The sequence below is a fragment of the Lysobacter arenosi genome, from assembly GCF_016613475.2.
GTDB classification, from domain to species: domain Bacteria; phylum Pseudomonadota; class Gammaproteobacteria; order Xanthomonadales; family Xanthomonadaceae; genus Lysobacter_J; species Lysobacter_J arenosi.
Genome location: NZ_CP071517.1, coordinates 1,663,371 through 1,677,211 on the forward strand (window position 1 = coordinate 1,663,371; position 13,841 = coordinate 1,677,211).

Annotated in this window: 8 protein-coding genes; 4 read left to right on the forward strand and 4 right to left on the reverse strand. The window is 66.3% G+C overall.

Features of this window, described 5'->3' with window-relative positions; translation table 11 throughout:
* The first annotated feature begins 162 nt into the window (after positions 1 to 162).
* Both HIV01_RS07745 and HIV01_RS07750 read left to right on the forward strand, forming a co-directional pair.
* Entirely contained in the window at positions 163 to 516 is a 354-nt protein-coding gene (locus HIV01_RS07745) for a DoxX family protein (protein WP_200606167.1), read from the forward strand.
* Between the two features lie 29 nt (positions 517 to 545).
* Positions 546 to 1,715, forward strand: coding sequence for a low temperature requirement protein A (locus HIV01_RS07750; RefSeq protein WP_200606169.1), 1,170 nt, complete (start codon positions 546 to 548; stop codon positions 1,713 to 1,715).
* Here the strand turns inward: HIV01_RS07750 and HIV01_RS07755 are convergent, their stop codons facing one another.
* Complete coding sequence (locus HIV01_RS07755; protein WP_200606170.1) at positions 1,716 to 3,089, reverse strand: MBL fold metallo-hydrolase RNA specificity domain-containing protein; 1,374 nt, start codon at positions 3,087 to 3,089, stop codon at positions 1,716 to 1,718.
* A gap of 145 nt (positions 3,090 to 3,234) precedes the next feature.
* Between HIV01_RS07755 and HIV01_RS07760 the strand changes: the two genes are divergently transcribed.
* Both HIV01_RS07760 and HIV01_RS07765 read left to right on the forward strand, forming a co-directional pair.
* On the forward strand, positions 3,235 to 4,686 hold the full coding sequence (locus HIV01_RS07760) for an amidohydrolase family protein (RefSeq protein ID WP_200606179.1): 1,452 nt from the start codon (positions 3,235 to 3,237) through the stop codon (positions 4,684 to 4,686).
* Between the two features lie 52 nt (positions 4,687 to 4,738).
* Positions 4,739 to 5,827 carry an aromatic ring-hydroxylating oxygenase subunit alpha gene (locus HIV01_RS07765; RefSeq protein WP_200606181.1) on the forward strand — a complete coding sequence of 363 codons (1,089 nt, stop codon included), beginning with the start codon at positions 4,739 to 4,741 and terminating at the stop codon, positions 5,825 to 5,827.
* Between the two features lie 157 nt (positions 5,828 to 5,984).
* On the opposite strand, the gene HIV01_RS07770 is transcribed toward HIV01_RS07765, so the two are convergent.
* From HIV01_RS07770 to HIV01_RS07780, 3 genes are all read right to left on the reverse strand, one after another.
* Positions 5,985 to 6,413 (reverse strand): hypothetical protein, encoded by a 429-nt coding sequence (locus tag HIV01_RS07770; RefSeq protein ID WP_200606183.1) that lies wholly within the window; start codon positions 6,411 to 6,413, stop codon positions 5,985 to 5,987.
* On the reverse strand, positions 6,317 to 12,061 hold the full coding sequence (locus HIV01_RS07775; protein WP_207527135.1) for an ESPR-type extended signal peptide-containing protein: 5,745 nt from the start codon (positions 12,059 to 12,061) through the stop codon (positions 6,317 to 6,319). The genes HIV01_RS07770 and HIV01_RS07775 overlap by 97 nt, the downstream gene beginning before the upstream one ends.
* 510 nt (positions 12,062 to 12,571) lie before the next feature.
* Positions 12,572 to 13,831, reverse strand: a complete 1,260-nt coding sequence (locus HIV01_RS07780; RefSeq protein ID WP_200606186.1) for a multidrug effflux MFS transporter — start codon at positions 13,829 to 13,831, stop codon at positions 12,572 to 12,574.
* Positions 13,832 to 13,841 lie beyond the last annotated feature (10 nt).

Consider the following 13,841-nt stretch of genomic DNA (forward strand, 5'->3'; position numbering starts at 1 on the left):
GGGCCGGGGTGGTTAAGGCGGGGGTGCCGCTTGCCCTCACCCCAACCCCTCCCCCGCAGGCCGGAGAGGGACTCCAGTGGCGGCGAGGCCCCCACGAGGCGGTGGCGGCGCCTTCCGGCGGTTTGTGCGACCCTTCGCCCAAGTCGCATCGGGACGGGATTCATGGAGCGAAATGCCGGATGGCTGGCGGGCCGGGTGCTGGTGGCCAGCGTGTTCATCGCCATGGGCAGCTACCGCCTGCTCGCCTGGGCGGGTGGGGAAGCCATCGGCAGCGCCGCCGTCATCGCCAGCACCGCCGAACTGCTGCTGGGCCTGGCCATGGCCGCCGGCTGGCAACTGCGCTGGACCGCGACCCTGGCGGCGGTAGCGATGCTGGTCGATGCCCTGGTGTCGCACCCGTTCTGGTCGTTTGAGGGCGCGCAGCGCGGGGCGCAACTGCTGCACTTCATGAAGAATGTATCGATCATCGGCGGCCTGTTGCTGCTGGCATTCGCCAATCGCCACCGCCACCACTGAAAGCCGCCACTTAATACCTCGCGTACACGATGACTACTTCTTTGCTGCGCCAGCGCGGCCACCAGGACAGCAGCCGCGTTTCCATGGTCGAGCTGTTCTTCGACCTGGTGTTCGTGTTCGCGGTCACCCAGCTGTCGCACGCGCTGCTCGCCGATCTGAGCGTGAAGGGCGCCATGCAGACGCTGCTGCTGTTCCTGGCGCTGTGGTGGCTGTGGATCTTCACTTCGTGGGTGACCAACTGGCTCGACCCGGAGCGCCCGCCGGTGCGGGTGATGCTGTTCGCGCTGATGCTGGCCGGCCTGCTGCTGTCCTCGTCGATCCCGCAGGCATTCGGCGAGCGCGGACTCGTGTTCGGCGTGGTGTTCGCATCGATGCAGGTCGGACGGACCGTGTTCGTCGCCTGCGTCATGCGCGGCCACAGCCCGGTGCATTTCCATACGTTCGTCCGCATCGCCTCGTGGATGTCGCTGTCGGCGGTGTTCTGGATCCTCGGCGGCCTCGCCGAAGGCCCCTCGCGCGCCAGCTACTGGATCGCCGCCGTGGCGATCGAATACATCTCGCCCGCCGTGTACTTCTGGGTGCCGGGACTGGGGCGTTCGACCACCTCCGACTGGGACGTCGACGGTCATCACCTCGCCGAGCGCTGTGGACTGTTCGTCATCATCGCCCTGGGCGAATCGATCCTCGTCACCGGCGCGACGTTCGCGGGCCTGGCCTGGACGGCCGTGACGGTCACCGCCTTCGTCAGCGCCTTCCTCGGCAGCGTGGCGATGTGGTGGATCTATTTCGACAGCGGCGCCGAACGCGCCAGCCATCGCATTTCGCATTCCGACGATCCGGGCCGCCAGGCGCGGCTGATCTATACCTACCTGCACCTGCTGATCGTCGGCGGCGTGATCGTCTGCGCGGTCGCCGACGAACTGGTGCTCACTCACCCCCAGCACGCCACCGATGCCGGCCTGGCCGCGATCCTCGGCGGACCGGCGCTGTATCTGGTCGGCAACGCACTGTTCAAGTGGGCCAGCTACGAGCGCCGCTCGCCGCCGCTGTCGCATTGCGCCGGGCTGGTGCTGCTGGCCGCGCTGACGCCGATGGCCATTTCGCTGCATCTGTCGGCGCTCGCCGTAGGCGTGGCGACGACAGTGGTGCTGGTGATGGTGGCCGTGTGGGAAACGATTGCGCTGCGACGGGCGCCCTGATCAGACCTCCAGCACCATCCCCGGCCGCGCAAGCACCGCCTGCACCCCATAACGCTCGCCGATTTCCCCGGCCAGCGCCTCGCGTGCCTTGTCCTCGCCGTGCACCAGCGCCAGCGGCGGATGACCTTCGATCGCGCCGTACCACTCCATCAGGCCGCGCTGGTCGGTGTGCGCCGACAATCCGCCGACCGTGTGGCGCTGCGCATTGACCCGCACGTCGGAGCCGTGGATGCGCGCCCATGAAGCGCCATCGACCAGCCTGCGCCCAAGCGTGCCTTCGGCCTGGTAACCGACGAACACCACGTGCGTCTGCCTTCTGTCCAGGCGGTGGCGGAAGTGGTGCAGGATGCGCCCGGCATTGGCCATGCCGGAACCGGCAATGACTATCGCGCCGCGTTCGATGCGGTTGATCGCCATCGACTCCTCGCGTGAGGCGGTGATGTGCAGGTTCGGCAGGCGGAACGGATTGGGCTTGTCCTGCCAGACGCGCCGCGCGTCCTCGTCGAACAGTTCGGCGTGGCGGTCATAGATGTCGACCACCTTCGCTGCCATCGGGCTGTCGAGGAAGATCTGCCAGCGCGCCAGCTCCCACTCGTCCCAATGCCGCGCGAACCAGTACAGCAGCTCCTGGCTGCGCCCGACCGCGAAGGCGGGGATGAGGACGTTGCCGCTCTCGTGCCAGGCCTTGTCGAGGATGCCGCCCAGTTCGCGGATGGTCTCGGCACGGTCGCGATGCAGGCGATCGCCGTAAGTGGATTCCATCAGCACCAGGTCGGCGCGGTCGATGGTCGCCGGATCGCGCAGGATAGGTGTCCCCTTGGGACCGAGGTCGCCGGAGAACACCAGCTTGCGGCCATCGGCCCACACCTCCACGCTCGATGAGCCCAGGATATGGCCGGCTTCGCGGAATGCGATATCGATGCCCGGCAGCACTTCGCTGCGCTGGTCGTACGGCAACGTGCGCACCTGCTTCATCGCCGCCTGCACGTCGTCGCGCGTGTACAGCGGCAGCACCTCGGCCTCGCCATGGCGGCGATGGCGGTTGGCACGCTCGGCATCGCCTTCCTGGATCGAGGCGGCATCGAGCAGCATCACCGGCATCAGCTCGGCAGTGGCTTGCTGCGCGTAGATCGGGCCCTTGAAGCCGCGGCGTACCAGCAGTGGTACGCGACCGATGTGGTCGATGTGGGCATGGCTGATGACCAGCGCATCGAGCGCGGCCGGATCGAACGGGAACGTCTCGTGGTTGCGCCGCTCGGCCTCCGGGCTGCCCTGGATCAGGCCGCAGTCGAGCAGCAGCCTGCGGCCCGCCGCTTCGACCTCGTGCAGCGAGCCGGTGACCTCGCCCGCCGCCCCATGGAAATGCACGCGCATCGCCGCATCCTTTGCCGATAGTGGTGACAGGCGAAACCTAGCATGGGCGCTGGCAGGCTCCGTGATCGCGGGCCGCCCGCAGCACGACAAACCCGGCCACAATTGCTGCCTGCCCGCTTTGCCGCCCGATCCGAGAAGTCCCCCGATGACCAAGCCCCTGCTGTCCTCCGCCCTCGCCCTCGCCCTGGTCCTGGCCAGCGGCACGGTCCATGCTGCCGAGCGCGTCGACCTGCTGGTTCGCGATGCGACCGTGATCGACGTCGTCGACGGCAAGCGTCGCCCGCATCAGGCGATCGCGGTACGCGGCGCACGCATCGTCGCGATCGTCGACGAGGCCCGCGCCGGTCGCTTCGATGCCGCGCAGACGGTCGATGCCAGCGGCAAGTTCGCGATCCCCGGCCTGTGGGACATGCACGTGCATTTCGGCGGCGGCGAGGCCCTGATCGAAGAGAATCGCAACCTGTTGCCGCTGTACGTCGCCCATGGCATCACCGCCGTGCGTGACGCCGCCGGCGACCTCAGCCCGAGCGTCTTCGAATGGCGCACCGCCACCGCCGCCGGCACGCTCCTCGGGCCCAGGATCTTCACGTCCGGTCCGAAGATCGAAGGCTACAAGTCGATCTGGCCCGGCGACCTGGAGATCGGTTCGATCGCCGAACTGAACCAGGCGCTCGACAAGCTGCAAGGCTGGAAGGTCGACTTCGTCAAGATCACCGACAACACGCTGTCGCCCGAACTGTTCATGGCCGCGGTGAAGGAAGCCGGACGTCGTGGCCTGAAGACCTCCGCGCACGTGCCCTACCCGATCACCATCGATGAAGTCAGCGCCGCCGGGCTGAGTTCGGTCGAACACATCGACTACGCCTTCAAGGCTGGCTCGCCGAAGGAGAAGGCGCTCGGCGAAGCGATCGCCCGCGGCGAGATGACCAGCCGCGATGCCTGGACGCAGTGGAACGCCACCTTTGACGTGAAGCTGGCCAAGGCGACCTACGCGCGCATGGCGCAGCGCGGGACGGCGGTGACGCCCACGCTCAACGGCAGCGAGGTCGTGGCCTTCCTCGACCAGGACGACCACCGCAACGACGACTACCTCAAGTACATCGGCCCGGGCCTGCAGGCGACCTACACCTGGCGCGTCGAGCGCGCGGCCAAGGACGACGCGGCGGCGATTGCCGCGCGCCACCTGCGCTTCGAACGCAACGCCTCGGTGCTGCCGCTGCTGCAGCAGGCGGGGGTGACGATCCTGGCCGGCACCGATGCCGGCTTCCTCAACTCGTACAACTACCCCGGCATCGGCCTGCACGACGAACTGGCGCTGCTGGTGAAGTACGGCCTGACGCCGCTGCAGGCGCTGCAGGCGGCGACCATCAACGGCGCCCGTTTCCTCGGTCACGACGACAGCAATGGCACGCTGGCCGCGGGCAAGGCCGCCGACATCGTCCTGCTCGACGCCGACCCGTTGCTGGACATCGCCGCGACCCGCCGCATCGACACGGTGGTGATGAAGGGCCAGGCCTACGACCGCAGCCATCTGGACGCGATGCTGGCCGACGTGGAGGCGCGGGTGGCCGCGCAGCAGGCGCAGGCGAAGCCTTAAAAACCACAGGCGAAGCCTTAAAAACAGGGAGCGGTGGGGGCATACTTGGCCCATGAACCGCCCCGACCTGCTCGACGCCGCCACCCTCGCCGCCCAGCCGGCGGAGCGTGCCACCTCCCTCGCCGCGCGCTACTACGCCGACCCGGCGACCGTGGCGCTGGACCGCGAACGGATCTTCGACCGCGGCTGGCAGATCCTGGCCCATGTCTGCCAGCTGCAGAACGCCGGCGACCACGTCGTCGGTGACTTCAATGGCCTGCCGGTGATCGCCGTGCGCGGCGCCGACGGCGAGATCCGCGTCTTCCATAACGTCTGCCGTCATCGTGCCGGCCCGCTGGCCGCCTGCGACGGCCTGGCGGCCAAGTCGCTGCGCTGCCGCTACCACGGCTGGACCTACACCCTCGACGGCACATTGCGATCCGCACCGGAGATGGGCACCGCGCCCGACTTCAACGTCGCCGACATCAAGCTGCCGCAGCTGGCGGTGCGCGTGTGGCAGGGGCTGGTGTTCGCCGCGGTCGATGCCGAACACGCGATCGACTTCGATGCCATGGTCGCCGGCATCGACGAGCGCGTCGGCGCCGATCGTCACCTGGAAAACTACGGCCACCACCGCCGCGTCGGCTACGACATCAACTGCAACTGGAAGATCTACATCGACAACTACCTGGAGGGTTACCACGTGCCGCACGTGCACCCCGGGTTGAACAAGTTGCTGGACTACCGCAGCTACACGACCGATACCCACGAGTGGTATTCGCTGCAGTTCAGCCCGCTGGAGAGCGGCGACGACCTGTATGGCAGCGGCGACGCGCTGTACTACTGGATCTGGCCGAACACGATGCTCAACATCGTCCCCGGCCGCCTGCAGACCAACCGTGTGATCGCCAAGGGCGTGGACAAGTGCCGCGTCGAGTTCGACTTCTATTACGCGATGGACGAATCCGAGGAGGCCGCGGCGCGACGCCTCGCCGACCTCAACTTCAGCGATGAAGTGCAGTTCGAGGACCTCACCATCTGCGAGGACGTGCAGCGCGGCATGGCATCGGGCTCATACCAGCCGGGCCGCTTGAACCCGCTGCGCGAGAACGCGGTGCATCACTTCCATGAGCTGCTGCGACGGGTGTATCGCGAGGCGTAGACCCCGACATCCCCGCGCAGGCGGGGATCCTCCACGCGGCGCTCGACGCTGCAGCCGGGCACATCGCAGTACAACGCCTTCCTGAAAAGAAAACGGGGCGGAAGACCGCCCCGTTTTCGTCTACTCCGGATGCCTCCGGAAGGTGTGGCCTGTGTCCTTACAGCGCGTGGCCGAAACCGATGCCGATGGACTGCTCGTGGCCACTGATCGCCCCGCCGAAGCTGATCCGGCTCTGCTTGCCAATCGGCTTGGCGTAGCCGACCGAGATGGCGCCGTGTCCTTCCTCCGAACCCAGGCCAACACCAAAGGCACCGGCCCTGTTGCCGACGCTGGCCGCGGCGGCGCTTGAGGTCATCTGCGCTTCGGCCATCGACAGGGCACCCACCTGGCTGATGCGGCGATCCTGGTTCATCAGCCTGCGGTCAATCTTCTGCATTCCGCCCCACACGTCGTCCATGCGCTGATCGGTGTAGGCGTTGGCCTGCGAGATCACATCGGTGTTGGAGCGGGCGAGGCGATCATTGAGCTGGGAGACGTTGACGGCATCGTAGTCGGATGCACCGTCAGCGACGTTGTGCAATGCCACCGGCTTCGCCTGACGTTCACCGCATCGGTGTCGGCCTTGCCGGCCGCCACGCCCGTCAGCACGCGGTCGCCTGCCGTGCCGGTGAAGTTCACCGAGGTTCCGTCCGTCGCCTTGCCCACCGTCAGCTGCTCGCCAGGAGCGGCCTGCTGCACCAGGCCAACGGCACCGGTGTTGATCTGGCTGGTCAGGTTGGTGACGTTCGACTCGACGTTGCCGATGCGCACCGAGTTGTCGTAGACACGACCATCGATGTTGCCGATGGCGGCTTCAACACCGGTGACCTGCGAAGTGCTGCCGTTGGGATTGGTGACCGTGTAGACCGGTGCCGAGATCGTGCCATCGGTGTTGACCACCGAACCACCACCCAGCGCGGTCGACACCGACTGGCCCAGACCGTGCAACTGGCTGCCATTGACCGCATCGGTGCTGGTGGCCGAGACCGACCCGGCGGCGACACCGCTGAGCTTGCGTGCTTCGCCCGCCGAGTTGGTAAAGCTGACCTCGCTGCCGTCGGTGTCCTTGCCCACCGTCAGCTTCTGGCCAGCGCCTGCCTGCTGCACCAGACCGATGGTGCCGTTGTTGATGCTGGTGCTGATGTTGGAGATGGCCGTGGTGTTCTGCGTGGTGCGGCCATCGATATTGGTGATGGCATCGCCAACGTTGTGCACCGTGGTGGTGCTGCCGTCGATGTTGGTCACCGTGTAGTTCGGCTGGGTGATCGTCCCATCCGGATTGACCGTCGAGCCGCCACCCAGGGCGCCGGCCGTCGTGCTGGCCAGGCCATAGAGCTGCGAACCGTTGACCGCATCCGTCGAGGTCGCGTTGACCGTGCCAGCGGCGACATTGGTGATCTTGTTGGTGGCCACGCCGCCATGCGAAGCGCTGAACGCCCCGGCGGCGGAATCCCACAACAGCGCATCCTTGCTCAGACCGGTGATGCTGGAGTTGATGCCGTCGATCGCCGTGGTGTTCGCCGTCACCTGCTGGTTGGTGGCATACAGCTGCGAACCGTTCACCGCATCCGTCGAGGTACCGCTCAGCCTGCCAGCGGCCACATTGGTGACGGTGCGCTCACTGCCCGCCGAACCCACCGAGACGGTGCCGGCCGGCGCCGTGCCGGCGAAGCTGTAGTTCGTGCCGCCAATCGTCGCGCTGGAGGTACCCACCGCCACGTCCGTCACCGAGTTGGAGCCCAGTGCGACATCGTTCTGGTTGTTGGCAACGGCGTTGCCGCCAATGGCCACGCTGTCGGTACCGAGCGCCTGGCTGTCGGCCAGCGTCGAATTGGTATGGAAATACTTGATGCCACCGCCGTTGACGATGCTGTTGATCGTCGTGGTGTTCTGCGTGGTGCGGCCATCGATATTGGTGATGGCATCGCCAACGTTGTGCACCGTGGTGGTGCTGCCGTCGATGTTGGTCACCGTATAGTTCGGCGCGGTAATCGACCCATCCGGGTTGACCGTCGAACTGCCACCCAGGGCGACGGCCGTCGTGCTGGCCAGGCCAGAGAGCTGCGAACCGTTGACCGCATCCGTCGAGGCCGTGTCGACCGTGCCAGCCGCGACATTGGTGATCTTGTTGGTAGCCACGCCGCCATGCGAAGCGCTGAACGCCCCGGCGGCAGAATCCCACAACAGCGCATCCTTGGTCAGGCCGGTGATGCTGGTGTTGATGTTGTTGATTGCCGTGGTGTTGCCTGCAACCTGCTGGTTGGTGGCATACAGCTGCGAGCCGTTCACCGCATCCGTCGAGGTCGAGGTCAGATCACCGGCCGCAACATTGGTGACCTTGTTGGTGGCCACGCCGCCATGCGCAGCGCTGAACGCCCCGGCGGCAGAATCCCACAACAGCGCATCCTTGCTCAGACCGGTGATGCTGGTGTTGATGTTGTTGATGGCCGTGGTGTTCTGCGTGGTGCGGCCATCGATATTGGTGATGGCATCGCCAACGTTGTGCACCGTGGTGGTGCTGCCGTCGATGTTGGTCACCGTATAGCTCGGCGCGGTGATCGACCCATCCGGGTTGACCGTCGAACTGCCACCCAGGGCGACGGCCGTCGTGCTGGCCAGGGCAGAGAGCTGCGAACCGTTGACCGCATCCGTCGAGGTCGTGTCGACCGTGCCAGCCGCGACATTGGTGACCTTGTTGCCGCCCATGCTCACGGTCTGGCCAGCGCCGACGGTCAGGCCGCCATTGGCGGTGACCATGCCGGCGAAGCTCGGGTTGTCGACCACGCCATAGGTGATGGTGCTGCCGCTGCGGGCCACCGTCGCATTGGTGCCGGCTGCGTAGGTCACCGTGCCGCCCGGGGCGATGTTCTGGCTGGTCGCACCGGCGTCGGCGCTGATGTTGAAGCCCAAACCGCCGGAGGTGGTGAGGTTTCCAAGAGCCTGGTCGATACGGCCCAAGGCGCTGCCGACATCGCCGAGCGAGCCGGTCTGACCGGTGATCGTGTTGGCCTTGGTGAGCGTGTAGCTCGGTGCCGAGATCGCGCCGGTCGTGGTGTTGTAGCTCGCAGATCCGCCCAGCGCAGCCGCCGTCGTCGTGCCCTGCTGTGCCACCTGCTGGTTCGTGGTGTACAACTGGCCACCGTTCACGGCGTCCTTGCTGCCCGAGGCCACGGTGCCGTCGGTCATGCCGGTGATCTTGCCCGAACCGGCGTCGTTGACGATGACATTACCGAACTTCGGCGCATCGGCGATCTGCACGTTGATCGCACCCGTTGCCGGATCCGTCACCGTCTTCACGTTGTTGCCCGAGTAGGTGCCGGCCGTGCTGGCCGCGCCCTTGATGGCCAGCGTCTGACCCAGGGTGCGATTGACCACGCCCGCCGTGGCGTCGTTGCCGGTGAAGGTCATGGCGGTGCCGGACAGCGCACTCAGTTGCGACACGTTCACCGCATCCGTCGCGGCCGTGCCGACGGCCACATTGGTGACCTTGTTGCCGCCCATATCGACGGTCTGGCCCGCGCCGACGGTCAGGCCGCCATTGGCGGTGACCATGCCGGCAAAGGTCGGATTGGCGACCACGCCGTAGGTGATGGTGCTGCCGCTGCGGGTGACCGTCGCATTGGTGCCGGCTGCGTAGTTCACCGTGCCGCCCGGGGCGATGTTCTGGCTGGTCGCACCGGCATCGGCGCTGACGTTGAAGCCCTTGTTGGCCGTGGTGTTGATCACGCCCAGCGCGTCGTCGACCTTGCTGAAGCCAGTGCCCACGTTGGTGGCAGCGCCTGTGGTGCCGTTGATCGCATTGGCGTTGGTCAGCGCGTAGCTCGGCGCCGAGACCGCGCCGGTCGTGGTGTCGTAGCTCGCAGTGCCGCCCAGCGCAGCCGCCGTCGTCGCGCCTTGTTGTGCCACCTGCTGGTTCGTGGTGTACAACTGGCCGCCGTTCACGGCGTCCTTGCTGCCCGAGGCCACGGTGCCGTCGGTCATGCCGGTGATCTTGCCCAAACCGGAGTCGTTGACGATGACATTACCGAACTTCGGCGCATCGGCGATCTGCACGTTGATCGCACCCGTTGCCGGATCCGTCACCGTCTTCACGTTGTTGCCCGAGTAGTTGCCGGCCGTGCTTGCCGCGCCCTTGATGGTCAGCGTCTGACCCAGGGTGCGACTGACCACGCCCGCCGTGGCGTCGTTGCCGGTGAAGGTCATGGCGGTGCCGGACAGCGCACTCAGTTGCGATACGTTCACCGCATCCGTCGCGGCCGTGCCAACGGCCACATTGGTGATCTTGTTGCCGCCCATATCGACGGTCTGGCCCGTGCCGACGGTCAGGCCGCCATTGGCGGTGACCATGCCGGAGAAGGTCGGGTTGGCGACCACGCCGTAGGTGATGTTGCGGCCGCTGCGGGTAACCGTTGTATTGGCGCCAGCCACGAAGCCCACCGTGCTGCTCGGGGAGATGTTCTGGAGGGTCGCGCCATTGTCAGCGGTGATGTTGAAGCCCACGTTTCCGAGGGCCTGATCGATACGGTTCAGGGCGCTGCCGACATCGGTGAGCGAACCGGTCTGGCCGGTCATGGCGTTGGCCTTGGCGAGCGTGTAGGTCGGCGCGGTAATCGCACCGGCCGCATTGACGCTCGAACTGCCGCCGAGCGCGGTGGCCGTGGAACTGGCCAGACCATAGAGCTGGCCACCGTTCACGGCGTCCTTGCTGCCCGAGGCCACGGTGCCGTCGGTCATGCCGGTGATCTTGCCCGAACCGGAGTCGTTGACGATGACGTTACCAAACTTCGGCGCATCGGCGATCTGGACGTTGATCGCACCCGTTACCGGATCCGTCACCGTCTTCACGTTGTTGCCCGAGTAGGTGCCGGCCGTGCTGGCCGCGCCCTTGATGGCCAGCGTCTGACCCAGGGTGCGATTGACCACGCCCGCCGTGGCGTCGTTGCCGGTGAAGGTCATGGCGGTGCCGGACAGCGCACTCAGTTGCGATACGTTCACCGCATCGGTCGGGTTCGTGCCGACGGCCACATTGGTGATCTTGTTGCCGCCCATATCGACGGTCTTGCCCGTGCCGACGGTCAGGCCGCCATTGGCGGTGACCATGCCGGAGAAGGTCGGGTTGTCGACCACGCCGTAGGTGATGGTGCTGCCGCTGCGGGTCACCGTCGCATTGCTGCCGGCCGCGTAGTTCACCGTGCCGCCCGGGGCGATGTTCTGGCTGGTCGCACCGGCATCGGCGCTGACGTTGAAGCCCTTGCTGGCCGTGGTGTTGATCACGCCCAGCGCGTCGTCGACCTTGCTGAAGCCAGTGCCCACGTTGGTGGCAGCGCCTGTGGTGCCGTTGATGGCATTGGCGTTGGTCAGCGCGTAGCTCGGACCCGTGACCGCACCCGTGGTGCCGTCCATGGCCGCGCCGCCGCCCAGCGCCGTGACAACCGGGGTGAGCTGCGAGACGTTGACGGCATCGGTGGGCTGCACGCCGGCGCCCACGTTCACGATCTGGCGCGTCATGGTGCTCGTGCCCACCGACACGGTAAGGTCGCGATCGGCAACCGAATAGGAACCCAGCGCTACGTTTCTATCCCCCTGCGCCGTGCTGCGTGAGCCGAATGCTGAAGAGTAATTGCCCGTGGCCGTTGCAAGCCGCCCAACGACCGTATCGGTCACGCCCGCATTCGCTCCTGTTCCGATCGCTACACCGGATGAGTCAGCCACTGCGAGATAACCAATGGCGACCGCCCCGTTGGCCGGATTATTGTTGACGTTCGTGGCCTTAGCGCCAAGTCCGATCGCAATATCGCCGGCCTCCAGCGCATAGCTGTTCTCACCGATGGCTGTCGCGCCCGACCCCGAAAAGCTTCCCTTGCCGAGGGATACTGCGTTAGCCCCCGCAGTGCTGTTCATACCGATGGCTGTTCCGTTAATCGCCGAAACAGCGTTACTACCGACAGCCGTGCTGTCGTCGCCGTTCGCCTGGCTGCCGGGGCCGACCGAAACACTGTTGAGGCCGATGGCGGTGCCACCGTCGAGCGCGCCGGCGCTGGCGCCAGAGGCGGCCAGTGCCGCAACCAGGGTCGCGGCCACGGCCGCCCCCACCTTGCCGGACGAGGATGCCTTCTTGCGGCCCTTGGCCATCTCCGAGGCAACGACCCATTGGCCGGTGGTGGTATTGAAGACGATTCGGAAGATCTTGTTCATTAACAATATGTGCCTTGGGGGGAGGTCAAAGAGCCCGAGATTGGTCTCGGCTCAAGGACGCGCATCCTAAGAGCAGGTATTCCTACGGAATAGGAGGAAATGTCCTATTTTTCTCCGACGAACTCGGCAGCCTCGCCTATCGAGGCTCAACATCGTCCCCGCGTGCAGACCAACCGTGCGATCGCCAAGGGCGTGGACAAGTGCCGCGTCGATTTCGACTTCTAATGCGCGATGGACGAGTCCGAGGAGGCCGCGGCGAGACGCCTGGCCGACCTCAACTTCAGCGACGAAGTGCAGTTCGAGGACCTCACCATCTGTGAGGACATGCAGCGCGGCATGGCATCCGGGCTCATATCCATGAGCTGCTGCGACGGGTGTATCGCGAGGCGTAGCGCCCCGAAGCTGTCATTCCCGCGAAGGGCGGGAACCCATGGACGTTGGCTTTTTAGCGCAAGCGCAAAATGGATGCCGGCGTGCGCCGGGATGACGGCGTACCTGGTGATGGCGCTTTCAGAGGCTCTCTTCCGGCACCGTCGCGCTCGGCTCCGCCGGGCACCGCGTCCGCACCACCGACGCCTCCCAGCGCCAGAAGCCCCACCCCACCAGCAGGAAGGCACTGGCCACTGCCACCATCCACAGCATGTGGTCGCTGATCCACGGCGACAGCACGCCGGCGATCAACGCGTTCAGCACCAGGCTGGTGAAGGCCTGCATCGACGAGGCCGAACCGCGCTGGCGCGGGTACATGTCGAGGATGGACAGGGTCACGATCGGAAACACCAGGGCGATGCCGAATGCATTGAGCATCATCGGCAACACCGCCCACGGCACCTGCGGCGTGTCGGTCCACAGGTTGTAGCCCAGGTTGAGCAGCATCGCCACGGCCGAACAGGCAAACCCGATCGACACCAGCTTCTCGCCGCTGACCTTGCCGGCCGCGCGCCCGGACACGAACGCACCCAGCACCATGCCGCTGATCATCGGCACGAAGAACCAGCCGAACTGGCGCTCGTCGAGCTTGAGCACGTCCAGCACGAACGCCGGCGCCGATGCGATGTACAGCCACAACGCGGCGAAGTTGAACGCACTGGCGGCGGCCAGGCGCTGGAAGCGCGGATTGATGACGATGGCAATGTAGTCGCGCAAGAGCCGTCGCGGCACGATCGGCAGGCGCGCCTGCGGCGGATGCGTCTCCGGCAGCGTGCGCCAGGTGACGACCAGCAGCACCAGCGAGAACGCCACCAGGAACCAGAAGATCGCCGGCCAGTGGCTCCAGCCCAGGATCCAGCCACCGATCACCGGTGCCACCGCCGGGGCGACGCCGAAGATCATCGACACCTGACTCATCAGGCGCTGCGCGTCGTGACCGTGCAGTACGTCGCGGATGACCGCGCGACCGACAATCAGCCCCACGCCCGACGACAATCCCTGCAACGCGCGGAAGACCAGCAGCGTGGTCAGGTCCGTGGCCAGCGCACAACCGACCGAGGCGGCGGTGAACACCGTCAGCCCGCCGAGGATGACGCGGCGACGGCCGATCGCATCCGACAGCGGCCCGTGCACGATGCTCATCGCCGCATACGCGATCAGGTAAACGCTGATGGTCTGCTGCATCGCCAGCTTGTCAGCGCCGAACTGCGTACCGATCGCCGGAAACGCCGGGAAGATCGTATCGATCGAGAACGGCCCGAACATCGCCAGACCGCCCAACAGCAGGGCCAGCAGACGCACGGAGATGGACAACGAAGGTGCGGGTGCAGCGGTGGGCATCAACGAATCT